The sequence below is a fragment of the Limnobacter sp. MED105 genome (assembly GCF_000170915.1).
GTDB lineage: Bacteria > Pseudomonadota > Gammaproteobacteria > Burkholderiales > Burkholderiaceae_B > Limnobacter.
On sequence record NZ_ABCT01000003.1, the window covers coordinates 111008 to 132136 of the forward strand.

Below are 21129 nucleotides of genomic sequence, written 5' to 3' on the forward strand. Positions count from 1 at the left end.
ATTTATTTTCGTTTGTTTTCGCAGTCTTTTTTGGTGCAGGAGCCATAAAGAGAAAGTGCATGATCGTGGAGTTCAAACCCTCGGTCTTTGGCAATCATTTTTTGGCGACGCTCAATTTCTTCGTCAAAAAACTCCACTACTTTGCCGCACTGCACGCACACCAAATGGTCATGGTGAGCCCCTTCATTCAGCTCAAACACAGACTTTCCGGTCTCAAAGTGTTGGCGTGCCAGTAAACCAGCTTGTTCAAACTGCGTTAAAACCCGGTAAACAGTGGCCAAGCCAATGTCTAGGTCTTCTTGAAGCAACAGTTTGTAAACGTCTTCAGCACTGAGGTGACGGTGTTGCCCGCTCTGGAACAACTCCAGAATTTTCATTCGTGGCAGCGTTGCCTTTAAACCAATGCTTTTGAGATCCGTTGCTGTAGTCATGAGTTTGGTACCATTCTGAGGCTTAATCGAGTTCAAGTAGCTTATGATAACGCCTTTGCAGGACATGTTAGCGCACCGAATAAGGTACTCTGTTCCCACTTCACATGCGAATTCACAAAACAATGCGTATTTTACGACTGAATTTGATTCTTTGCTCGGCCTTGGCTCTAGGGCTGTCCGCGTGTTCCATTATCCCGGACAACTACGTACCTTCTTTCGTCAAACCCTACAAGTTTGATATTCAACAGGGTAACTTCATCACCCAGCAAGATGTTGCCAGGCTGCAGGTGGGCATGTCCAAAGAACAGGTGCGCTTTATCCTGGGCACTCCCTTGCTGAACGACGCCTTTCACGCCAACCGCTGGGATTACGTTTACCGCTTATTACGAGCCGACGGTCAAACTACACAATCGCGCTACACCGTGATTTTTGAGAACGAACGCGTGGCCCGCCATGGCGGTGAAAACCTTCCGGCAAGTCCTACCGATTTGTTGGGCCCGGACAGCACAACCAAAGTGCCGACTGAGCCATTGCCCTCGGAAAAACCAGCCGAAGACATCAAGGACGCCGAATCTGCCGTAGGCGGCACAGAACGCGCACCCGTACTTAAATAAAAAGCCATGACCAAGCCACTTCAAATTGCAATAGCCGGCGCCAGTGGGCGCATGGGAAAAACATTGATCGAAGCCATTTTGAACCACCCCGACTGCGAACTTGCTGGCGCTTTTGATCAGGCTGACTCACCCAGCATTGGTCGTGATGCCGGCGACTTCATGGGTATCTCATCGGGTGTGCTGGTGACTGACAACACAGACGCTGCATTGAGCAATGCCGATGTATTAATCGACTTCACCCGTCCGGAAGGTACTTTGCATCACTTGGCCCTGTGCGAGAAGCACGGCGTAAAGGCTGTGATCGGCACCACCGGGTTTGAACCCAAGCAACTGGAAGCACTGAAAAAAGCAGCCGAGAAAGTAGCCATGGTGTGGTCTCCCAATATGGCGGTCGGCGTGAATGCCACGTTCAAGTTGCTGGAAGTGGCCGCAAAAATTTTGTCCCAAGGTTATGACATTGAAGTCATCGAAGCCCACCACAGCAAGAAAGTGGATGCACCATCCGGCACTGCGCTGCGCATGGGTGAGGTGATTGCCAAAGGCTTGGGGGTTGATCTTCAAGAGGTAGGCGTGTTTGCCCGAGAAGGAATTACCGGCGAGCGCAAGGCTGGCACCATTGGTTTTTCGACCATCCGCGGAGGCGACATTGTCGGCGACCACACCGTACTTTTTGCCGGTATTGGTGAACGAATTGAAATTACACACAAGTCATCAAGCCGTATGACTTATGCACAAGGCTCAATTCGCGCAGCCCAGTTTTTGATTGGTCATGAAAAAGGTTTGTTTGACATGCAAGACGTGTTGGGCTTGAAAACTTTGTTTTAACCTAAAGCGAAACTGTAGTAGATTGCCGTAAGCAACTGTATAGTCTAGTTAAAATACCAACAACAGCAACCCTCGGGAATTATTACCCGAAGATGGAGCCAGCCAATGACGCAATCACTGCTTGCGAAACTCGACGAACTTCAAGTCAAAGTGTCCAGCCTGGCCAAGGCCCTTGAGCAAAGCCGGTTTGACGCCAAGTCGGCCAAGGAACAAGTTGAAGCCCTGCGCCGGGAGAATGAATTACTTCACAAGAAAGTGAATCATGCACAAGGTCAAATCAACCAAATGCTGAATCAATGGTTCCCAGAACTTGAATTGAACTCGGAGGAATAATTGGAAGCACTTGACGTGAAAATTATGGGGCGGGAGTTCCGTATCGCCTGCAAGCCCGAGGAACGTGCCGCCTTGCAGCAGGCCGTAAACATAGTAGAAACAAAAATGTCCAGCATTCGCAACACGGGCAAGGTTGTTGGACTCGATAAAATTGCTGTCATGGCAGCCTTGCAGATTGCCCATGAATCGCTCGTTGGTAGTAACCCTTCCAACCCTGTTTTAGGACTGGACATTGAGACGATTGAGCGTAAAATCGAGGCTATCGAGCAAATGGTAGATGGCAGCCTAAATAACCCGGGCGCAAGTAAACCCAAAAACGCCGACTTGTTCGAGTAAAGAATTTTGTTTTATCTCTGCCGTGTCTGTATTGGTCAGTATTCCGTGAACCAATATCTGTGATCCCGGTTGCGGATTTTTCAGGGTCGGTGTGATTCCCTCTTAGTCAGGGAAACCTAAAGACCCTAACACTGCGACCCACTTGAACCTTAGGTTCAGGGATCGGGCCAGTATGGCATCGGCAGAGACCCCATACCGGGGCGATTGAACCCATGTTCAATCGCCTCTTTTTTTATTCAAATCAACTTAAACCCAATAATTCAATCACCATGTTCGATCCGGTTTTCATTGTTTCTCTGCTTGTTTTGGGCGTAGTCAGCGGCGTATTGGCTGGCTTGTTGGGTATTGGTGGTGGCATGCTGCTGGTGCCCTTTCTCACCTTCCTGATGGTAAGCCAAGGCGTGCCGGTAGAGCATGTGGTTCACTCCTCGATTGCAACCTCCCTGGCCATTATCATGTTCACCAGCATTTCGAGCATGCGTGCACACCACAAGGCAGGCGCAGTGCGGTGGGACATCGTGAAATTCCTGACCCCCGGTATTCTCATCGGCGGGTTTGCCGGGTCAAAAGTGGTCTCGTATTTACCGACCAAAGAACTGGCTCTGGTATTTGGTGCGTTCGTCATTTTTTCCGCCTACCAAATGTATGCCGACAAAAAACCCAAACCCACCCGCACTTTGCCCGGAAAAACAGGGCTGGCAGCCGTGGGCAGCTTGATTGGTGCGGCCTCTGCAATTGTAGGCGCCGGTGGCGGATTCTTGTCGGTGCCCTTTATGGTGTGGAGCAATATCAATCTGCGCAATGCGGTCGCCACCTCAGCGGCACTGGGCTTTCCGATTGCAGTGTTTTCAAGTGTCGCTTATGTGATCAACGGCCAACATTTGCAAGGCATGCCAACCGGATCATTGGGCTATGTGTATTTACCCGCCGTGGGGTGCGTCGCGGCGATGAGTGTGCTGTTTGCCCCATACGGAGCAAGGCTGGCGCACACCCTGCCCGTCAAAAAGATCAAACGCATTTTCGCTCTTTTACTTTCTTTTATTGCACTGTCGATGATTTACAAGGCGGTTACGGGTTTCTGAGTTCGCGTTACTTGCTACGCTTGCTGCCCTTGCCAGCTTTGGCTTGGGCGGCTTCCAGCGCTGTCATGGTTTCAAGTCCAGTAGGCTTGTTTTTTGACCAAGCCAACAAGGCAAATCCACCCAGAATCATGGGCACGCACAACCATTGCCCCATCGACAATCCCAGAGAAAGCGTGCCCAAAAACCGGTCCGGTTCCCGCGCATACTCCACTACAAAACGAGCTGCGCCGTAGCCAATCAAAAACCAGGCAGACACTGCTGCACGCGGACGGGGTTTGCTTGCAAACCACCAAAGACCGATGAACAAGGCGATGCCTTCCAGGCTCATTTGATACAACTGCGATGGGTGGCGCGCAATGGCGTCACCGGCCTGTGGAAACACAACACCCCACCAACCATCGGTTGGGCGCCCCCACAACTCGCCGTTGATAAAGTTGCCCAAGCGCCCCAAGGCCAAACCAATGGGCACTGCTGGCGCGACAAAATCCATCACATCAAAAAACTTCCAGCCTTTGTAGCTGCCGTACACAAAACACACCAGCAACACGCCCAAAAAGCCGCCATGAAAAGACATACCGCCTTCCCAAATTGCGAGAATCTCGCCCGGGTTGGCCATGTAATAGTCGGGTTTGTAGAAAAACACATAGCCCAAGCGCCCCCCCAGAATGACCCCCAAGACGGCCCAGGTCAGCATATTGTCCACATCAGACATTTTGATGGCCGGGAACAAATGCAAACGACGTTTGGCCAGCATGATGAAAGCCACAAAGGCGAGCAAATACATCAAGCCATACCAGCGAATGGCCACAGGACCGATCGAGATGGCAATCGGATCAAATTCAGGATGAACAAACATGGAGCGCCCGGGTAATTAAAACTGCTCAATTGTACTGCCCTAGGGACTACCCTTTGATGAATGAGTGCCTTCAAGCGCCCAGCGGTGCACCATAAAATGGTAAATTCTCGTTTTGAATCAAAATCCACCAGCGAGCTTTTGCAATGAGCATCAATCGACGTTCCAAGAACATTACCCAGGGCGTGGCCCGTTCGCCCAACCGCGCGATGTATTTCGCCATGGGTTACAAAGACGAAGACTTCAATAACCCCATGATTGGCATTGCCAATGGCCATTCCACGATCACGCCTTGCAACAGCGGCTTGCAGCCTTTGGCAGATGCGGCTGTGAAAGCAGTGAAAGAGGCTGGTGGCAATCCACAAATTTTCGGCACCCCCACCATCTCCGATGGCATGAGCATGGGCACCGAAGGCATGAAGTATTCACTGGTCAGCCGCGAGGTCATCGCGGACTGCATCGAAACTGCGGTACAGGGCCAGTGGATGGACGGCGTGTTGGTGATCGGCGGCTGCGACAAGAACATGCCCGGCGGCATGATCGGCATGGCCCGCATGAACGTGCCAGGCATTTACGTTTATGGCGGCACTATCAAGCCGGGGCGTTACAAAGGCAAAGACCTGACCATTGTGTCTGCCTTCGAAGCCGTGGGCGAATTCACGGCTGGCCGCATGAGCGAGGAAGACTTCAAGGGTATAGAGAAGAACGCCTGCCCGAGTTCCGGTTCCTGTGGTGGCATGTACACCGCCAACACCATGAGCTCGGCATTCGAAGCTTTGGGCATGAGCCTGCCCTACTCCAGCACCATGTCGAACATTGACGCAGAGAAAGTCACTTCAACTGAAGAGTCCGCTCGCGTCTTGATCGAAGCGGTTCGCAACGACTTGAAGCCCCGCGACATCATCACCAAGAAGTCGATTGAAAATGCTGTGGCCGTGCTGATGGCCACCGGTGGTTCCACCAACGCGGTACTGCACTTCCTGGCCATTGCAAAAGCAGCAGATGTGGCCTGGAGCTACGAAGACTTTGAACGCGTGCGCTTGCGCACACCAGTCATTTGCAACCTGAAGCCTTCTGGCCAATACGTTGCCACTGACCTGCACGATGCCGGTGGTATTCCACAAGTCATGAAAATTTTGTTGGATGCGGGCCTGTTGCATGGCGATTGCATCACCATCACTGGCAAAACCATTGCAGAAACCCTGGCCGATATTCCTTCAGTGCCCCGCGCGGATCAAAACGTGATCATGCCGATCGAAAAAGCCCTGTACAAGCAAGGCCACTTGGCGATTCTGAAAGGCAACCTGGCACCCGAAGGTGCTGTGGCCAAGATCACAGGCCTCAAAAACCCTGTAATTACCGGACCAGCCAAGGTTTTTGACGACGAGCAAAGCGCGATGGACGCAATTTTGGGCGACAAGATCAAAGACGGCGACGTGATTATTCTTCGCTACTTGGGCCCCAAAGGCGGTCCAGGCATGCCGGAAATGTTGGCCCCAACCTCGGCAATTATTGGCAAGGGCTTGGGAGAAACAGTCGGCCTGATCACCGACGGCCGCTTTTCCGGTGGCACCTGGGGTATGGTGGTCGGCCACGTTGCGCCAGAGGCCTACGTTGGCGGCCCGATCGCGCTGATCAAGGAAGGTGACTCCATCACGATGGACGCACATCAGAAATTGTTACAGATCAACGTGAGCGAGGAAGAACTGGCGAAGCGTCGTGAAAGTTGGGTAAAACCCAAGCCACGCTACACCACTGGTGTGCTGGCCAAATTCGCAGCCTTGGCCAGTAGCGCCAGCAAGGGTGCAGTCACCGATGGCGATCTCGACCTCTAAACCACCCAGCGATTTATTTAAACGGAAAACCCCGGCGTTGTCGTCGGGGTTTTTTATTTTGAAGATGTCGAATCCTCGCCTCTAGCTGGCGCCTTCTAAACTGCTGTCGGCGAACATCCAGGCCAAGCCAAGGCTCGAAAAGTTCAAACCAGCAAATGGCCATGAGAAACGGCAAAGCGATGGAAAACCACTCCCAATTGATCACAGGATGCACACCGCCAAGTTTCATTGTGAGCAAAAGGATGCCCAGAAGGATAAAAATCATGCTGTTTCACATGACAAACAACTGTGTTGTCTGCCAAAATGACGCCCGAGACGTTATTAATGTGCTAACTGTAACAAAGTGAGGAGTTCAGTATGATCAAGCAAATGGGTGTCTTGGCGATTGCAGCCACCATGGTTGCTCTACCGTTGTCAGCCAGCGCCGACGAAGCATTGGCCAAGAGCAAAGCCTGCTTGGCCTGCCACCAGGTTCAGAAAAAAGTAGTTGGCCCAGCCTTTAAAGACGTGGCAGCCAAGTACAAAGGCCAAGCAGGTGCAGAAGCAATGCTGGCCGGCAAAATCAAGAACGGCACCAAGGGCGTTTGGGGTCCAGTTCCCATGCCTGCTCAAAACGTGACCGAAGAAGAAGCCAAGAAATTGGCAGCTTGGGTTCTTGCTCTGTAATCAGTGGGCAAGCAACTTAAAAAAGCCAAGGTGTTGCGCCTTGGCTTTTTTTATTTGAAGTCGCTTAATTCACAACCTTCACTGGAAATTTTCCTTGAGGGCCGTAAGAGTTCAAGGTCACTGCTGCATTCAGCACATCGCCCACTTCGTCAAATGCGATAGTTCCGATCACACCGTCATATCGTATGTCTTTCAACTTCGGAAGATACTTCTTGGGATCGGCTGACTTTGCATTTTTCATGGCCATGCCCATGGTCATGACAGCGTCGTAAACGAAAGGGGCATAAACCTGAATGTCAGTCTTGAACTGGGCTTTGTATCGCTTTTCGAATGCTGGTCCACCTGGCATTTTGCTCAAAGCCATACCGCCCTCAGCACAAAGTACATTCGAACCCACATTGTCACCACCCAAACGCATCAACTCAGCGGTGCAAATGCCATCACCGCCAATTAACTTTGCCTTGATGCCCAACTGCTTCATTTGACGCAACATAGGGCCAGCTTGTGCATCCATGCCGCCGTAAAAAACCAGGTCAGGGTTCACGCGCTTTACAGAGGTCAAAATTGCTGCGAAGTCGGTCGCTTTGTCGTTGGTGTAGTGGCGCTCCAGCACCTTGACACCCTTGGCCTCCAACTGCTTGGTAAAAATATCCGCCAACGGTTGTCCATAACCCGTGCGGTCATCAATGACCACAACCCTTTTCGCCTTCATTTCATCGACAGCATATTTGGCCAAGGCAACACCTAGCACGCCATCATGCGCAATCACCCTGAAGACGGACTCAAATCCCTGCTTGGTCACTTTGGGTGTAGTAGCGGACGGTGTGATTTGAGGAATGCCGCAATCGTAATAAATGCGCGATGCGGGAATTGTGGTGCCACTATTCAGATGCCCCACAATGCCATTGACCTTCAAGTCACACAATTTTTGGGCAACGATTGCACCAGTTTTTGGATCGGCAGCATCGTCTTCTGCAATCAACTGAAACTTGGCAGTGCCCCCATCCAGCTGAATTTTCATTTTGTTCAAATCCTCAATCGCCAGCCTGGCACCCGATTCATTGTCTTTGCCGTAATGCGCCTGCGGCCCAGAGAGCGGGGCAATGTGCCCTATCTTGACCAACACCTCTTTGGCTTGAACTGCACCGCTTACCAAAGCCATCAACACAGATGTACACAACAATGAATGTTTTAAATGCCAGGAACGAGAAAGGTTCATGACCACCTCCAACTTGTTTTTAGGATTGATTCCGCCAATGTAGCATCTAAACCGGTAATGGGTTGACCTGTCAATTAACTGACTTCTTTCTGAAGAATGGCACCGAAGCCAAACACAAATTGCTCTATTCTTTTTCTGGTCACCCTTCTCTCAATTGCTTTGGCGTATATGGATATATTTGCGCAACAACTGATCAACGGCCTGGTGCTTGGCAGCATTTATGCTTTGGTGGCACTTGGATACACCATGGTGTACGGCGTTTTGGGGTTGATCAATTTCGCGCACGGCGAGGTTGTCATGATTGGAGCCATGGTGGCTTTCAGCGCAATCACCTTGTTTCTGGGACTGTTTCCGGAAACACCTGGCTGGATGCTTTTTCTGGTGGGTGTGCTGTGCGCTGTGCCTGTGTGCATGTTGGTTAGCTTCTCCATTGAACGCTTTGCCTATCGCCCCTTGCGCAATGCCCCCCGCCTGGCACCTTTGATCTCCGCCATTGGCGTTTCAATTATTTTGCAAACCCTCGCCATGATTATTTGGGGGCGGAATTACCTTATTTTTCCAGCCACTCTGCCCACAGACCCCATTGTTTTGCACACCTTTGCTCCCAGTCTTGAAAGCGATTACGAAAGAATCGTCTCCATCACCCCGGTTCAACTTCTGATCGTTGTGGTGTCCGCAGCACTTATGTTTGGGCTCACTTACACAGTGAATAAAACCCGCTTGGGCAAAGCGATGCGCGCTACATCCGAAAACCCTCAACTGGCTGGCCTCATGGGAATCAATGCAAATTCAGTGATTGCCGCCACGTTTGTAATTGGTGCGGCTTTGGCTGGAGTGGCCGGTGTCATGGTGGCTGCCAATTATTCAGTGGCTCATTTCTACATGGGGTTTTTGCCGGGATTAAAAGCATTTACTGCTGCGGTACTCGGCGGTATCGGCAATATTTACGGTGCCATGTTGGGTGGCCTGCTTTTGGGTATTGTCGAGAGCCTCGGGGCCGGTTACCTGGGGCAGTTGACGGGTGGTTTTTTGGGCTCGCACTACCAAGATATCTTCGCGTTCGCGGTGTTGATTTTGGTGCTAACCCTTCGACCATCAGGCCTGCTGGGTGAAAGGGTGTCGGATCGCGCATGAATAAACTTGCCAATCGCCATCAACAGATCATCGGATTCCTGCTGGTCGCAGTCGCACTGGCTGCACTGCCCTGGGTCGCGGGCTTGATCGGTAACAGCTGGGTTCGAATTTTGAACATCGCATTGCTGTATGTGATGTTGGCGTTGGGGCTCAACATTGTGGTGGGCTTCGCAGGCTTGCTCGATCTGGGGTATATCGCATTTTATGCCGTGGGGGCCTATGTTTACGGTTTACTCGCCTCACCCCATTTAACCGACAACTTCGAAACCATTGCCGCCCTCTTTCCCGATGGTCTTCATCTTTCCATTTGGTTAATGATTCCACTGGGTGCACTGATTGCTGCGCTGTTTGGCGTACTTCTGGGTGCGCCCACCCTTCGGCTGCGAGGCGACTACCTGGCTATTGTTACCCTGGGTTTCGGTGAAATCATTCGACTGTTTTTGAACAATCTGAATGCCCCAGTCAACATCACCAACGGCCCTCAAGGCATCAACATGATTGAGCCCGTGGAAATTGCGGGGGTTCGTTTTTCACGCACAGTTGATTTATTCGGCATCGAGGTTCCTGCGCTTCACCTTTACTACTACCTGTTTCTCGCCCTCACTCTCATCATTATTGTTATTTGCATGCGACTACAAAACAGCCGAATTGGACGAGCGTGGACAGCGATCCGCGACGACGAAATTGCGGCAAAATCGATGGGAATTAACACCCGCAACATGAAATTGCTGGCCTTCGCACTGGGAGCCTCTTTCGGTGGCGTTGCTGGGGCCATGTTTTCTGCGTTTCAGGGCTTTATCAGCCCGGAATCCTTTGGTCTAATGGAATCAATCATTGTGCTTTGCATGGTGGTGTTGGGCGGGATGGGTCACATTCCTGGCGTTATATTGGGCGCACTTTTGCTGGCAGGTTTTCCGGAAATGCTGCGGCAAGTGGTTACACCCGTTCAAGAGTTTTTGTTTGGTACTGTGCTGGTGGATGCCGAAATACTTCGCTCCTTGATCTATGGGCTCACCATGGTGTTGGTGATGCTGTATCGCCCAAATGGGCTTTGGCCACATCGCAAATGAACACGCCATTGTTTAGCGCCACTAACCTGAAAAAAAACTTCGGCGGTATTGCTGCCGTGGATGATGTCAGCCTGAGCATTCAAGCCGGGCAAGTCATTGGGCTAATTGGTCCGAATGGCGCGGGTAAAACCACCTGCTTTAACCTGATTACGGGTTTGTACACACCCGATGTTGGGCTCTTTGCATTCAAGGGCAAAACCTACAACCCTGCTTCGCCCCACCATGTTGCCCAAATGGGTTTGGCCCGCACCTTCCAAAATATTCGTTTGTTCAAAAGCATGACAGCGCTTGAAAATGTGGCTGTGGGTATGCACAGCAAAACCAGTCAGGGTGTGTTCGGTGCGGTACTTCGTACCCCTGCACAACGCAGGGAGGAAGAACAGGTTCGGCAGCGTGCCCTGCATTGGTTGCATTACGTGGGCATTGGCGCCTACAGCAATCACCTGGCCGGGCAGCTTTCATACGGCGATCAACGTCGACTTGAAATTGCACGCGCCTTGGCCAGTGAGCCTGCATTACTGGCGCTGGACGAACCGGCTGCCGGCATGAACGCAACAGAGAAATTAAAGCTGCGCGAGTTGCTGCTTCAAATTCGACAAGATGGAAAATCAATACTGCTGATTGAACACGATGTCAAACTGGTCATGGGTATTTGTGACGAGGTTACTGTGTTGGACTACGGCAAAATAATTGCACAAGGCACCCCTGCACAGGTACAGCAGTCCCCTGCCGTGATTGAAGCTTATCTTGGGGGGCTTCACCATGCGTAATGCTGTCCGAAACACTCTGCCGAACACCATATTGGATATTCAGGGTCTCACCGTGGCCTACGGTGGCATTCAAGCGGTCAAGGGCTTAAATTTTCAGGTGCAACAGGGTGAACTGGTCTGCCTGATTGGCTGCAACGGCGCGGGCAAGACATCGACCATGAAAGCCATTGCGGGCTTATTGCCCTTCCAGGCCCATGCAGCAACCCTCAAAAGTTCAATTGACCTGATTACGCTGCCTGCACATGAAAGACTAAAAAACGGTTTGGCCTTGGTACCAGAAGGACGCGGAATTTTTGCACGCATGACCGTGTTGGAAAATCTTGAGTTGGGCGCAAACGCGCGCTTGCAAACTGGGTGCCCACAAGCAGAGCTCAATGCTGATCTCGACCATCTGCTGACATTGTTTCCACGCATCAAAGAACGACTAAAGCAATCTGCTGGAACCTTGAGTGGTGGAGAACAGCAGATGTTGGCAATGGCACGGGCCCTAATGGGCAAACCTGATTTGCTGCTGCTGGACGAACCCAGCATGGGCTTGGCCCCATTGATGATTGAGAAAATTTTTGAAGTCATTCAACAGGTACACCAGCAAGGCATGACCATATTGCTGGTGGAGCAAAATGCACACATTGCCCTGCAACTGGCGAATCGCGCCTATGTAATGGACTCCGGTTTGATAGATTACGAAGGCCTGGCCAGTGAACTGATTAGTGACCCCAGAATCCGTGAGACCTATCTGGGGCAAGTGCCGCAATAAAAGCTGCTTTGTCGATCAGGCATCTGCCATTGATGTGAAAGAGTCTGCAAAAAACTCATCCTCGGGCAAGCCACACTGGGCAGTGAAATCACGCTGCGCTGACTCAATCACAATAGGTGCACCACAGGCATACACCTGGTGCGCGCTCAAATCCGGGAAATCCTGCATCACCGCGTGATGCACAAAACCTGTTCGCCCTGTCCAGTTGCAGGCCGGGCTTGCATCGGAAAGCACCGGCACAAATTTGAAGTTTGAATGATCGGCCATCCACTGAATGGGTAAATCAAACAGGTACAAGTCAGCCTTGGTTCGAGCACCCCAATACAACACAAAATCACGGCTGCTGTTCTTGAAAAAGGCCTGTTCCAATAAAGATTTAATTGGGGCAAAACCAGTGCCACTGGCCAACAACACCACAGGCTTTGTAGAGTCGTCGCGCAAGAAAAATGTACCGAACGGTCCTTCAAAACGCAGAATTTCTCTTTCTTTCATGGTGTTGAATACATGGTCAGTGAACAAGCCACCCGGCATGTGACGAATATGAAGCTCGATTCCACCTTCTTGATAGGGTGCGTTGGCCAGCGAGTAACTGCGTCGAGATCCATCGCGCAACATGAATTCAATGTACTGCCCGGCATTGAATTGCAACACCTCATTGGCGGGTAACTGCAACTTGAGAATTGCCACGTCGCTCGCTGGCTTTTCGAGGCTCTGCAAACGACACGGCATCTTCTTGATGGGAATATCACCCAAACCGGAAAGCTCTCGAACTTTCAATTTCACAGGGCCCAATGGTTTTGCACAACAGGTGAGCACCTTCCCGCGTACACGCTCTTCTTCGCTCAGGGCGCGTGACTGGTAGGTGCCATAATCCACCTGGCCTTCAAGCAAATCGGCCTTGCAAGATCCACATGCACCGTCTTTGCAGCCATATGGCAAAATGACGTTTGCGCGCAGTGCTGCCGACAACAGAGTATCGTCAGACTCGCATTCAAACTGTTTTTGACTGGGAAGAATTTCTACGTTGTGAATCATCAAACTACTTTCCGTGACATCGACAAACCCGACGGGTTATTTTTCAAACGCAGTTTGCCCCGTCGCTTTCGGCAAAGCAAAATTAGCGTTGCGGGCTGCGGGCAAGTGGGCTTGGTCTTGTTGCAAACCTTTCCAGATCAACATTTTACAGCGACTTACCGCCCTGGGGCAGACACGGCAGCAAAGCGCGCTGCCATCTTGGCCCACAACACACGACCACTTGCGATCGACCTGAATTCAAAACCTGACTTGTTGCGTCTTATTTCGCTGGGTCACCGAATTGTCTGGATGGCCCCACCCAACGCATCACTAAACACCGACAACACACTGAAGAAACTGGTGTTGTGGGCCGCCACGCGTGCCAAAGCCCACGGCAAACCCGCTCCACGCATCAGCTACGTATCTACCACTGGTGTTTATGGCAATGCGCAAGGGCAATGGATCAATGAATACACTCCACTGAATGCCCAATCAGAAAGGGCCAAACGGCGTGTTCATGCAGAAACCCAACTGCGTTTGGGTTTAAAACATGGTGTGCACGTACACCTGCTGCGTGCACCGGGCATTTATGGCGATGACCGATTGCCAATTGACCGCATCAAAAACCGCACACCTGCCTTGCTGCCTGATGAAGATGCGTGGTCAAACCATATTCACGAACTCGATTTGGGCCGTTTAAGCCGATGGGTCAATTACAAAGGCGGTACCTTTGAGGTGCTGAACGCCTGCGATGCGAAACCCAGCAAAATGGGAGACTACTTTGATATGGTGGCCGATGCTTATCAGCTTCCACGCCCACCCCGCTTTTCACGGGAAGAGGTGAAACGAATGGTCAGCCCCATGATGTGGAGCTTCATGTCGGAATCGCGGCGAATCGAATCGTTGAATCAGAAAAAGCTGGGATTCCGTCTTCGCTATCCCAGCGTTGCTGACTTTTTAAGTGTGAAGTTCTGATTCAATCCAATCCACCTTTTCAGGCAAACATCTTGTCGATATTTTTGTCGATTTCGGCCTGAATTTTTCCTTTGAACGCCTTCAGCATAAAACCCAAGGAAATATCGACAGTGACATCTTTGTCGGTTACGTCCAGTTTGCCCTTCACACCCGAACGCGTGAAGTTCAAGGTGTTGCCTTGCCACTGGCTATCCAGCTGGAATTCTTTTTGAAGTTGATCTGCCAGTTTCTGCGCAGTTTGCTTGGCTTCTTCTAGGGTCAAATTGTGTGTTTTGCGGGCGTGAATATCAGACATGTTGGCTCACTCTTGAAGGTGTTATGGCTGCATATTAACCCAGCCTGGGTTTACACGGTAGAGAACCAAAAATCGAAGGCCATTTTAGAAGAAGGTGTCAGGTCATTCTCAAAACCAACCACACGTTTGGCAAAACGCATTTGGGAATCAATGATGCGCTTGAAAATCCGACTGTTGGCTGATTCGCGCGCAATGATTTTGCGCCACGCAGTCAGCTGTGCCTTCAAAATATCATCAGGAGTTACGTAATAGCGAACGCCTTGTTTGCGGCGCATTTCCTCGTAATCAGTTGAAAACCGGTCAGAGGCCTTCCAGCTTAAATCAGCAGAGGAAGCCTGCAAGGCGTATCGAATAATCGAGCGCAACGCAAATGGCAAACTGTCAAAACGCTGCTTGTTGAAAATAACTTCAAATACCTCACTGCTTTGGTGAAAGCTGCGAATCATGCACACCGACGAGACACTTGGAAAGCCCAAAGCACGATCGGAACTGGGGTTGTTGAACTCCGCCGCATCAATCAGGCCTTTGTCCAGCCAGGGCACAATATCGGCGGGCTGCAAGGCGGTGGTGGTCAGGCCAAGTTCCTTGAACACTTCTGCGGCCAAACCTACAGCGCGAAAACGCATTTTGTCGAGGTCTTTGATGCTCTCGATCCGATTCTTGAACCAGCCCAAAGGCTGGGGTGTCAATGGCCCGTACATGAAGCCTTGAATATTCAAGTTCATTTCTTTTTGAACCAGTTCGTCATAGAGCTGTTGACCACCGCCGTACTGAAACCACGCCAGAATCTGGTTCGAGCTCATGCCAAAACTGGGGCCGCTGCCGAACAGGGAAAAGGCAGCGTGGCGATCATGCCAATAAGTTGGAACTCCATGACCACCGTCAAGCTGCCCTTTGTGCACAGCATTCTGAATACCGAAAGCTTTCACAATGCTGTTGGTGGGGTACACATCAATGCGCAACTCGCCGCCCGACATGTCGTTCACCTTCTTTGCGAAATCCTGGGCAAACTCATTGAAAATGTCTTTGGTGGGCCAAGTGCTTTGGAACTTGAATACGACAGGTTTTGCGGTTTTGACCAAGGCAGCAGACTGGGAAGCCACTGGAGTGACCATGGCTCCTGCAGCACCCGCCACCAAGGCCTTTTTTACAAAGCGTCGCCGGGAGTCGTCTCGCATGCTTATTTGCCGACCAAAATTAAATGCACCCTGTAGGGACCATGCGCGCCCAGCACAATGGTTTGTTCAATGTCGGCTGTACGTGAAGGGCCAGACACAAAGTTCAAGGCACGCGGCATTATCCGACTTTCTTTTCTCAAAAGCTCAAATGCGTCTTCCATGGTGTGTACCACTTGCTCTTCCCGAACAATCGCAATGTGAGTTTCAGGCAGCAAGTGCGTGCTGGCAGGTTCGTCGGTTTTGCTGGCAAAAACTAGGGTTCCGGTTTCCGCCACCGCGCACGCCACAGCGCTGATACCGATCAGATCATCGCCTGTCGGGGCACCCAAACGCGCCTCATGCGGCAACACGGACCAGTCCAACTGATTCAACGACGGCCAAATAGCCACAGTGCCGTTCAATTCATTCTCGGCAAGAAAGGCCGCACAGGCTTGGGCCACCTCCGCAGTCGACTTCACCCGTTGAACAGTGCAAAGCATCGCCCGGGATTTCTCCTCAAACAAAGCCACCACGTTCTCAACCGGGCTTGGTGCAGGTCCTCGGGTTTTCCTGGCCAGATACCCCTTGGCCAGGGTCATCTCGTTCTCGTGCATGGTGACAGGCCGGGACTGGAGGCTGCGAATCCGGCTCAGAATTTCTGAACGAGCCGCGGTGGTATCCAGGTCGTCGTCGTTGAAAGATTGGCTCAAAGTGCACCCTAGGCAGATATTCGTAGTAATCATTATAGAAAAACCACGCCACTGTCGCCCCTAGGGTATGCCCCATGCCAGTTGGTGAATTCGAGCGGAGATTCAGGTGCAATGCGGTCCAATCGATTACAATGTCTCGTTATCTTGTCTAACCAATCATTTTCACCATGACACACGTAGTTACCGAGTCTTGCATCAAGTGCAAATACACCGATTGTGTGGACGTATGCCCAGTCGACTGTTTTCGCGAAGGCCCCAATTTTTTGGTAATCGATCCAGACGAGTGTATCGACTGCGCCGTTTGCATTCCTGAATGCCCCGTCAACGCGATTTATGCCGAGGAAGATGTGCCTGCCGACCAGGTGAAATTCATCGACATGAACGTAGAACTGGCCAAAGATTGGCCAAGCATTACTCGCATGAAGGCGCATCTGCCCGATGCCGATGACTGGAAAGATGTGAAAGACAAGCTGCAATACCTTGAGAAGTAATCGGCTCCAAGGTAGTACCCATCGAGTAGCACCATGAGTGAAGTTGAAGACAAATACACCCGGGAAACAATTACCAGCTTACGAGTCTGGGTACCGGGCAAATTGTTTTCCTTCACTTGTACCCGCCCAACTGGCTTTCGCTTCACCGCGGGCCAATTTGCAAGGCTGGGTGTTGACAACACCCTGCAACTGCCCGCTGAGCCAGAAATTATCTGGCGTGCCTATTCCATGGTTTCCGGTCCGTTTGACGAACATCTCGAGTTTTTCTCGATTGTCGTACCCAACGGGGCTTTCACCAGTCACCTAAGCCAGCTGAAGGTGGGGTCTCCCATCTACATCGACAAAACCAACTTCGGCTTTCTCACCACCGCCCGCTTTGAAACCGGCAAAGATCTCTGGTTGTTGGGCTCGGGCACAGGTCTGGCACCGTTTCTCTCGATCCTTCATGACCCTCACACTTGGGAACAGTTTGAAAACATCGTGCTGGTGCACAGTGCCCGCACGGCTGAGGAACTGGTTTACCAAGACATGATCAACGGGTTTGTTGAACATCCCGTGTTTAGCGAATTAATCGAGAACGTCAAAAAACGATTTGTTTACGTACCTGTGGTCACCCGCGAGAAGATACCGAATTGCCTGGATGAACGGATTACCGCACTGCTGGAACAAGGCATCCTGACCAAACACACAGGCTTACCCATGAATGTTGAACGCAGTCGATTCATGATTTGCGGCAACCCCGAGATGGTTACTGACATACGCAAGGTACTGAAATCAAAAGGCTATTCACCAGCAAGACGAAACACCCCAGGTGAAATCGCGGTTGAAAACTATTGGTGATCGAAGAATCATTCAAACATGTTGCGTTGCAGCAATGTTTGCAAGATAATCGTCAGGAACCTGACACATAATTGTCAAATCAAGACAATCGCCTAATAAAGCCGGAGGCACTTTCAATGCTGTATCAAATGCACGAATTTCAGCGAGCGCTGTTAAACCCCATGACCATCTGGGCAGAAGCAGGTTCTAAGCTATACAGCAATCCATTCAGCCCTTTGGCGCATTTGCCCATGGCACGTCGTATTTCAGCGGGTTTCGAATTGATGTACCGCTTGGGCAAGGAATATGAGAAACCTGAATTCGGAATTACCACAGTCAAGTGCGGCGATCGCGAAGTATCTATTGCTCAGGAAATTGTTGAAACCAAGCCATTTTGCAAACTGATTCATTTCCGCAAAATGATTCCCGCCGAATCCAAACCCTTGAAGCCACAACCCAAGGTATTGGTATTTGCGCCCTTGTCTGGTCATCACTCCACCCTGCTGCGAGACACAGTCAAAACGCTGCTTCAAGACCACGATGTGTACATCACCGATTGGGTTGATGCGCGCATGGTTCCCCTGTCTGAAGGCGAATTCCGCCTGGACGATTATGTGCATTACTGCATCGAATTCATTCAACTTCTGGGTCCCGATGTTCACCTGATCTCAGTGTGCCAACCCACTGTACCGGTGATGGCTGCCGTGTCGCTGATGGCATCCAACAAAGACCCCAAACAGGCCAAAAGCATGACCATGATGGGCGGCCCGATTGACACCCGTGAAAGCCCCACCGAGGTGAACAATCTGGCCACCAAAAAGCCCTACTCCTGGTTTGAAAACAATGTAATTTACAGCGTACCCCACACCTACCCAGGCTACCTGCGCCGCGTGTATCCAGGCTTTTTGCAGCATTTGGGTTTTGTCAGCATGAACCCGGACAAACATGCCCAAAGCCATTACGACTTTTACATGCACCTGGTTGAAGGTGATGGGGAAAGCGCTGAAAGCCACCGCCAGTTTTACGACGAATACAATGCCGTGCTTGATATGCCGGCTGAATATTATTTGGACACGATCAAAACCGTGTTTCAAGATCACGCCTTGCCACTTGGCACTTGGGAAGTTCGAGGCCAGCAGGTCAAACCCGAAGACGTAAAAACAGTGGCGCTATTAACCATTGAAGGCGAGTTGGACGATATTTCTGGTCCAGGTCAAACCAAGGCTGCGCTCAAGCTGTGCAAAAACCTGCCTGTGGACAAGAAAGAACATTACGAAGCCATGGAATGCGGACACTATGGTATCTTCAGCGGTCGCCGTTGGCGCGAGAAGGTTTATCCGAAAATCCGCGAATTCATAGCCAAGAATGCATGAGCAACTTGTACATCAAATAGACGATCTACTTCCTCAAACCCAATGCACTCAATGTGGGTTTGAGGGCTGCTTACCCTACGCCAAGGCCTTGGCGAGCGGTGAGGCCGATTTAAACCGGTGCCCCCCCGGCGGCGAGAGTACAATCGTCGCGTTGGCTGCCCTGTTGAATCTTCCAGAAAAACCAGTTGACCCCAGCTGCGGCACTACCATTGAGCGTCACATCGCCAGCATTCACCCTCAACATTGCATCGGCTGCACTTTGTGCATCAAGGCGTGCCCTGTTGACGCAATCGTGGGAAGTAGCAAACGCAGGCATGCCGTGCTGGCCGAGCTTTGCACGGGCTGCGAGCTGTGCATTCCGCCTTGTCCCGTCGACTGCATCGATATGGTGTTCATGCCTGAATTCAGCGCTTGGGATCAAACCCAGGCGCATGCTGCCCGTACTCGCATGCAAACTCGCGAAATACGCTTAGAACGGCAAAAAGAAGAACAGGCAGAAAGACTCGAAGCCAAAGCAATTCACAAACTCGACGAGCTAGACGACACTCCCAGCCCCGATGCAGCAGCCAAAAAAGCGGTGGTACAAGCCGCACTGGCCAGGGCGCGGGCACGGCGGCAGGCACAAACACCATGAACAAAGAAAAGCGTACCGAGATTTTCAAACGGTTTCAGCAGGCCAATCCCGAACCAAAAACCGAGCTGGAGTATTCAACGCCGTTTGAACTGCTGGCTGCAGTGTTGCTGAGCGCACAGGCCACCGACAAAGGCGTGAATATCGCCACGCGGAAACTGTTCGCTGTCGCAAATACACCAGCATCCATCGCGGCGCTTGGTGTAGCCGGGGTAGAGGGTTACATCAAAACCATTGGTCTTTTCCGATCCAAAGCCAAGCACCTTGTGCAAACTGCCGAAATTTTGCGGGACCAGCACAATGGCGAGGTTCCGGCTGACCGGGAAGCACTTGAAAGCCTTCCGGGCGTTGGTCGCAAAACAGCAAACGTGGTATTGAACACCGCATTTGGACAGCCCACCATGGCTGTCGATACGCATATTTTCCGGATTAGTAACCGCACAGGTATAGCCCCTGGAAAAGACGTACTGGAAGTTGAAAAACGATTGTTGAAGCTGGTGCCCCAAGAGTTTATGTTAAACGCCCACCATTGGCTGATTTTGCATGGTCGCTATGTGTGCAAAGCACGCAAACCCGAATGCACTCGTTGTAGTATCGTGGACTTGTGCGAATTCAAAAAGAAAACAACATGACCCACGCTATTTGCGTTCAGGTGTTCAGTGATGCCAGTCTTGAAGACGCGAGTACGCTGATTGAAAGTGCTGTCGAAAAAGCTGGACTTCGCCGCCACTCCGACTACATCAGCCGGGTCATTTTGTTGTGCACTCCCCATTTCGCGCCGCTTTTGCAGGACCTGGCACAGATGTGTGTCAGCAAAACCAACTGTATGAATGTGTGGGGAGGTTGTGCCTCTGGCCTGTTGGGCCAGGGCCAGGTGTACAGCAACGAGCCCACAATATTGGTCGCTGTGTTTGGCAAAGAATTTGAAACCCCACAAGGCAATATTCCTGCACGGCACACTGCCTTGAACCTGTGCATGGTTGAGCACGAGCAGGTACTGACCGACCACTGGACATTGGCCGACTGCGAGCCTGATTCTAGCGTCGTGCAGGCAGACACCTTGGGCTTGTTGTCGTACGGTGCCAATTACGCAAAAATGCCACGCGTTGAGCACGGTCGCATTTGCGGTGAAGCTATTTGTGCAACCCAGCTGCTGGTGCAAACTCCCTTGATTCTCAACTCTGAGGGACTCACATTTCTAGGACCCTATCAAACAGTGACCGAAAGCAACGGCCTGTTTCTGATTCGCGTAGGCCATGAAAAAGCGGCCACAGCACTTCAATGCCCGGGCGAGCAACCGCGCCCGGTGGGCATGCGTTTGCAGGTGGTGCACGACAAAGGCGAAAGCTGGATACCCGTGATGGAAATTCATGCCGACGGTACCCTAGGGCTGGCTGCGCCGGTCCTCAAAGGGCAAAAGGTTCGACTGGCCCACCGTACCCCCAAGGCCATCGACAGGGAAATTCACGATTGGATGCCCGCGGTGACTGCTCATTTCAGTGCCAAGGCGCCTAACGTAGGAATCCTTTTCGCGGGTTTCGAACGCAGCCAAATGTGCCATGCCGATGACAATGACATCGCCACTGTGTTGTCCAGTTTTCCCGACACTGAATGGATTGGCGTATTTGGTCAAGCAGCTTGGTTAAACCAAGGCGACACCGTGGTAACGCCACCCAGAAATAACAGACTGAGTCTGTGCCTGTTCAACAGCCCACAGATGGAATACACGAGGTAACTTT

General features: G+C 51.4%; 26 protein-coding genes and 1 other RNA gene. 19 read left to right on the forward strand and 8 right to left on the reverse strand.

The genetic code is table 11. The features are described from left to right. Positions 1 to 2 precede the first annotated feature (2 nt). Entirely contained in the window at positions 3 to 431 is a 429-nt protein-coding gene (gene fur, locus LMED105_RS04520) for a ferric iron uptake transcriptional regulator (RefSeq protein WP_008248616.1), read from the reverse strand. 122 nt (positions 432 to 553) lie between these two features. Between fur and LMED105_RS04525 the strand changes: the two genes are divergently transcribed. From LMED105_RS04525 to LMED105_RS04545, 6 genes are all read left to right on the forward strand, one after another. Continuing rightward, entirely contained in the window at positions 554 to 1045 is a 492-nt protein-coding gene (locus LMED105_RS04525) for an outer membrane protein assembly factor BamE (RefSeq protein ID WP_050771155.1), read from the forward strand. Between the two features lie 6 nt (positions 1046 to 1051). Continuing rightward, positions 1052 to 1870 (forward strand): 4-hydroxy-tetrahydrodipicolinate reductase, encoded by an 819-nt coding sequence (dapB, locus tag LMED105_RS04530; protein ID WP_008248619.1) that lies wholly within the window; start codon positions 1052 to 1054, stop codon positions 1868 to 1870. Positions 1871 to 1975: 105 nt separating this feature from the next. Then, positions 1976 to 2203 (forward strand): hypothetical protein, encoded by a 228-nt coding sequence (locus tag LMED105_RS04535; RefSeq protein ID WP_008248620.1) that lies wholly within the window; start codon positions 1976 to 1978, stop codon positions 2201 to 2203. Then, on the forward strand, positions 2204 to 2539 hold the full coding sequence (locus tag LMED105_RS04540; RefSeq protein WP_008248622.1) for a cell division protein ZapA: 336 nt from the start codon (positions 2204 to 2206) through the stop codon (positions 2537 to 2539). It abuts the gene before it with no gap. An 11-nt stretch (positions 2540 to 2550) separates the two neighbouring features. After that, a non-coding RNA gene (gene ssrS / locus LMED105_RS16620) (6S RNA) lies at positions 2551 to 2731 on the forward strand. Positions 2732 to 2751: 20 nt separating this feature from the next. Further along, positions 2752 to 3621, forward strand: a complete 870-nt coding sequence (locus LMED105_RS04545) for a sulfite exporter TauE/SafE family protein (protein ID WP_008248624.1) — start codon at positions 2752 to 2754, stop codon at positions 3619 to 3621. 7 nt (positions 3622 to 3628) lie between these two features. Here LMED105_RS04545 and lgt read toward each other — a convergent pair whose 3' ends face one another. Beyond that, on the reverse strand, positions 3629 to 4477 hold the full coding sequence (gene lgt / locus LMED105_RS04550; RefSeq protein ID WP_008248626.1) for a prolipoprotein diacylglyceryl transferase: 849 nt from the start codon (positions 4475 to 4477) through the stop codon (positions 3629 to 3631). 143 nt (positions 4478 to 4620) lie between these two features. Here lgt and ilvD point away from each other — a divergent pair, with 143 nt between their 5' ends. Further along, the gene (gene ilvD, locus LMED105_RS04555) at positions 4621 to 6309 is read left to right on the forward strand and encodes a dihydroxy-acid dehydratase (RefSeq protein ID WP_008248630.1); all 1689 of its coding nucleotides are present in this window, start codon (positions 4621 to 4623) and stop codon (positions 6307 to 6309) included. 13 nt (positions 6310 to 6322) lie between these two features. On the opposite strand, the gene LMED105_RS17135 is transcribed toward ilvD, so the two are convergent. Continuing rightward, positions 6323 to 6574 carry a TIGR04438 family Trp-rich protein gene (locus LMED105_RS17135; protein WP_008248639.1) on the reverse strand — a complete coding sequence of 84 codons (252 nt, stop codon included), beginning with the start codon at positions 6572 to 6574 and terminating at the stop codon, positions 6323 to 6325. Positions 6575 to 6666: 92 nt separating this feature from the next. On the opposite strand from LMED105_RS17135, the gene LMED105_RS04565 reads away from it, so the two are divergent. Next, positions 6667 to 6975 carry a c-type cytochrome gene (locus LMED105_RS04565; RefSeq protein WP_008248641.1) on the forward strand — a complete coding sequence of 103 codons (309 nt, stop codon included), beginning with the start codon at positions 6667 to 6669 and terminating at the stop codon, positions 6973 to 6975. Positions 6976 to 7039: 64 nt separating this feature from the next. Here the strand turns inward: LMED105_RS04565 and LMED105_RS04570 are convergent, their stop codons facing one another. Continuing rightward, the gene (locus LMED105_RS04570) at positions 7040 to 8194 is read right to left on the reverse strand and encodes a branched-chain amino acid ABC transporter substrate-binding protein (protein ID WP_050771156.1); all 1155 of its coding nucleotides are present in this window, start codon (positions 8192 to 8194) and stop codon (positions 7040 to 7042) included. Between the two features lie 246 nt (positions 8195 to 8440). On the opposite strand from LMED105_RS04570, the gene LMED105_RS04575 reads away from it, so the two are divergent. The 4 genes from LMED105_RS04575 to LMED105_RS04590 are packed head-to-tail and all read left to right on the forward strand — an operon-like array spanning position 8441 to position 11925. Beyond that, entirely contained in the window at positions 8441 to 9328 is an 888-nt protein-coding gene (locus LMED105_RS04575) for a branched-chain amino acid ABC transporter permease (RefSeq protein ID WP_369745844.1), read from the forward strand. Continuing rightward, entirely contained in the window at positions 9325 to 10398 is a 1074-nt protein-coding gene (locus LMED105_RS04580; protein WP_008248644.1) for an ABC transporter ATP-binding protein, read from the forward strand. Before LMED105_RS04575 ends, LMED105_RS04580 begins: the two co-directional genes overlap by 4 nt. Beyond that, positions 10395 to 11168: an ABC transporter ATP-binding protein gene (locus LMED105_RS04585; protein ID WP_008248645.1), complete on the forward strand. Its 774-nt coding sequence runs from the start codon at positions 10395 to 10397 to the stop codon at positions 11166 to 11168. Before LMED105_RS04580 ends, LMED105_RS04585 begins: the two co-directional genes overlap by 4 nt. Then, entirely contained in the window at positions 11161 to 11925 is a 765-nt protein-coding gene (locus LMED105_RS04590) for an ABC transporter ATP-binding protein (protein WP_008248646.1), read from the forward strand. The genes LMED105_RS04585 and LMED105_RS04590 overlap by 8 nt, the downstream gene beginning before the upstream one ends. Positions 11926 to 11940: 15 nt before the next feature. On the opposite strand, the gene LMED105_RS04595 is transcribed toward LMED105_RS04590, so the two are convergent. Further along, positions 11941 to 12960, reverse strand: coding sequence for a CDP-6-deoxy-delta-3,4-glucoseen reductase (locus LMED105_RS04595; RefSeq protein WP_008248648.1), 1020 nt, complete (start codon positions 12958 to 12960; stop codon positions 11941 to 11943). Here LMED105_RS04595 and LMED105_RS04600 point away from each other — a divergent pair. Beyond that, positions 12952 to 13914, forward strand: coding sequence for an SDR family NAD(P)-dependent oxidoreductase (locus tag LMED105_RS04600; protein ID WP_156799542.1), 963 nt, complete (start codon positions 12952 to 12954; stop codon positions 13912 to 13914). The genes LMED105_RS04595 and LMED105_RS04600 overlap by 9 nt on opposite strands. Before the next feature lie 19 nt (positions 13915 to 13933). Here LMED105_RS04600 and LMED105_RS04605 read toward each other — a convergent pair whose 3' ends face one another. The 3 genes from LMED105_RS04605 to LMED105_RS04615 are packed head-to-tail and all read right to left on the reverse strand — an operon-like array spanning position 13934 to position 16076. Continuing rightward, positions 13934 to 14209: a polyhydroxyalkanoic acid system family protein gene (locus LMED105_RS04605; RefSeq protein WP_008248652.1), complete on the reverse strand. Its 276-nt coding sequence runs from the start codon at positions 14207 to 14209 to the stop codon at positions 13934 to 13936. Positions 14210 to 14259: 50 nt separating this feature from the next. After that, the gene (locus tag LMED105_RS04610; protein WP_008248654.1) at positions 14260 to 15387 is read right to left on the reverse strand and encodes a TRAP transporter substrate-binding protein; all 1128 of its coding nucleotides are present in this window, start codon (positions 15385 to 15387) and stop codon (positions 14260 to 14262) included. 2 nt (positions 15388 to 15389) lie between these two features. Further along, positions 15390 to 16076 carry a lactate utilization protein C gene (locus LMED105_RS04615; protein ID WP_008248658.1) on the reverse strand — a complete coding sequence of 229 codons (687 nt, stop codon included), beginning with the start codon at positions 16074 to 16076 and terminating at the stop codon, positions 15390 to 15392. 167 nt (positions 16077 to 16243) lie between these two features. Here LMED105_RS04615 and fdxA point away from each other — a divergent pair, with 167 nt between their 5' ends. The 6 genes from fdxA (at position 16244) to LMED105_RS04645 (ending at position 21125) form a co-directional block, all read left to right on the forward strand. After that, entirely contained in the window at positions 16244 to 16567 is a 324-nt protein-coding gene (gene fdxA / locus LMED105_RS04620) for a ferredoxin FdxA (protein WP_008248660.1), read from the forward strand. A 33-nt stretch (positions 16568 to 16600) separates the two neighbouring features. Further along, positions 16601 to 17407, forward strand: a complete 807-nt coding sequence (locus LMED105_RS04625; RefSeq protein WP_008248662.1) for a ferredoxin--NADP reductase — start codon at positions 16601 to 16603, stop codon at positions 17405 to 17407. A 116-nt stretch (positions 17408 to 17523) separates the two neighbouring features. Further along, positions 17524 to 18759: a polyhydroxyalkanoate depolymerase gene (locus LMED105_RS04630; protein WP_008248663.1), complete on the forward strand. Its 1236-nt coding sequence runs from the start codon at positions 17524 to 17526 to the stop codon at positions 18757 to 18759. After that, positions 18752 to 19393 carry an RnfABCDGE type electron transport complex subunit B gene (locus LMED105_RS04635; protein ID WP_040512345.1) on the forward strand — a complete coding sequence of 214 codons (642 nt, stop codon included), beginning with the start codon at positions 18752 to 18754 and terminating at the stop codon, positions 19391 to 19393. Before LMED105_RS04630 ends, LMED105_RS04635 begins: the two co-directional genes overlap by 8 nt. Continuing rightward, positions 19390 to 20022: an endonuclease III gene (gene nth / locus LMED105_RS04640; protein WP_008248668.1), complete on the forward strand. Its 633-nt coding sequence runs from the start codon at positions 19390 to 19392 to the stop codon at positions 20020 to 20022. The genes LMED105_RS04635 and nth overlap by 4 nt, the downstream gene beginning before the upstream one ends. Continuing rightward, positions 20019 to 21125, forward strand: a complete 1107-nt coding sequence (locus LMED105_RS04645; protein WP_008248669.1) for a hypothetical protein — start codon at positions 20019 to 20021, stop codon at positions 21123 to 21125. The genes nth and LMED105_RS04645 overlap by 4 nt, the downstream gene beginning before the upstream one ends. Positions 21126 to 21129: the final 4 nt, after the last annotated feature.

Bases quoted from the DNA above. Each gene is read 5' to 3' on its own strand.
- LMED105_RS04545 (WP_008248624.1), top strand. From the start codon at position 2,752: ATGTTCAATCGCCTCTTTTTTTATTCAAATCAACTTAAACCCAATAAT.
- fdxA (WP_008248660.1), top strand. From the start codon at position 16,244: ATGACACACGTAGTTACCGAGTCTTGCATCAAGTGCAAATACACCGAT.
- LMED105_RS04595 (WP_008248648.1), bottom strand. From the start codon at position 12,960: ATGATTCACAACGTAGAAATTCTTCCCAGTCAAAAACAGTTTGAATGC.
- LMED105_RS04625 (WP_008248662.1), top strand. From the start codon at position 16,601: ATGAGTGAAGTTGAAGACAAATACACCCGGGAAACAATTACCAGCTTA.
- LMED105_RS04535 (WP_008248620.1), top strand. From the start codon at position 1,976: ATGACGCAATCACTGCTTGCGAAACTCGACGAACTTCAAGTCAAAGTG.
- dapB (WP_008248619.1), top strand. From the start codon at position 1,052: ATGACCAAGCCACTTCAAATTGCAATAGCCGGCGCCAGTGGGCGCATG.
- LMED105_RS04635 (WP_040512345.1), top strand. From the start codon at position 18,752: ATGCATGAGCAACTTGTACATCAAATAGACGATCTACTTCCTCAAACC.
- LMED105_RS04605 (WP_008248652.1), bottom strand. From the start codon at position 14,209: ATGTCTGATATTCACGCCCGCAAAACACACAATTTGACCCTAGAAGAA.
- LMED105_RS17135 (WP_008248639.1), bottom strand. From the start codon at position 6,574: ATGATTTTTATCCTTCTGGGCATCCTTTTGCTCACAATGAAACTTGGC.
- LMED105_RS04645 (WP_008248669.1), top strand. From the start codon at position 20,019: ATGACCCACGCTATTTGCGTTCAGGTGTTCAGTGATGCCAGTCTTGAA.
- lgt (WP_008248626.1), bottom strand. From the start codon at position 4,477: ATGTTTGTTCATCCTGAATTTGATCCGATTGCCATCTCGATCGGTCCT.
- ilvD (WP_008248630.1), top strand. From the start codon at position 4,621: ATGAGCATCAATCGACGTTCCAAGAACATTACCCAGGGCGTGGCCCGT.
- LMED105_RS04525 (WP_050771155.1), top strand. From the start codon at position 554: ATGCGTATTTTACGACTGAATTTGATTCTTTGCTCGGCCTTGGCTCTA.
- LMED105_RS04585 (WP_008248645.1), top strand. From the start codon at position 10,395: ATGAACACGCCATTGTTTAGCGCCACTAACCTGAAAAAAAACTTCGGC.
- fur (WP_008248616.1), bottom strand. From the start codon at position 431: ATGACTACAGCAACGGATCTCAAAAGCATTGGTTTAAAGGCAACGCTG.
- LMED105_RS04575 (WP_369745844.1), top strand. From the start codon at position 8,441: ATGGTGTACGGCGTTTTGGGGTTGATCAATTTCGCGCACGGCGAGGTT.
- LMED105_RS04580 (WP_008248644.1), top strand. From the start codon at position 9,325: ATGAATAAACTTGCCAATCGCCATCAACAGATCATCGGATTCCTGCTG.
- LMED105_RS04630 (WP_008248663.1), top strand. From the start codon at position 17,524: ATGCTGTATCAAATGCACGAATTTCAGCGAGCGCTGTTAAACCCCATG.
- LMED105_RS04565 (WP_008248641.1), top strand. From the start codon at position 6,667: ATGATCAAGCAAATGGGTGTCTTGGCGATTGCAGCCACCATGGTTGCT.
- LMED105_RS04610 (WP_008248654.1), bottom strand. From the start codon at position 15,387: ATGCGAGACGACTCCCGGCGACGCTTTGTAAAAAAGGCCTTGGTGGCG.
- nth (WP_008248668.1), top strand. From the start codon at position 19,390: ATGAACAAAGAAAAGCGTACCGAGATTTTCAAACGGTTTCAGCAGGCC.
- LMED105_RS04590 (WP_008248646.1), top strand. From the start codon at position 11,161: ATGCGTAATGCTGTCCGAAACACTCTGCCGAACACCATATTGGATATT.
- LMED105_RS04570 (WP_050771156.1), bottom strand. From the start codon at position 8,194: ATGAACCTTTCTCGTTCCTGGCATTTAAAACATTCATTGTTGTGTACA.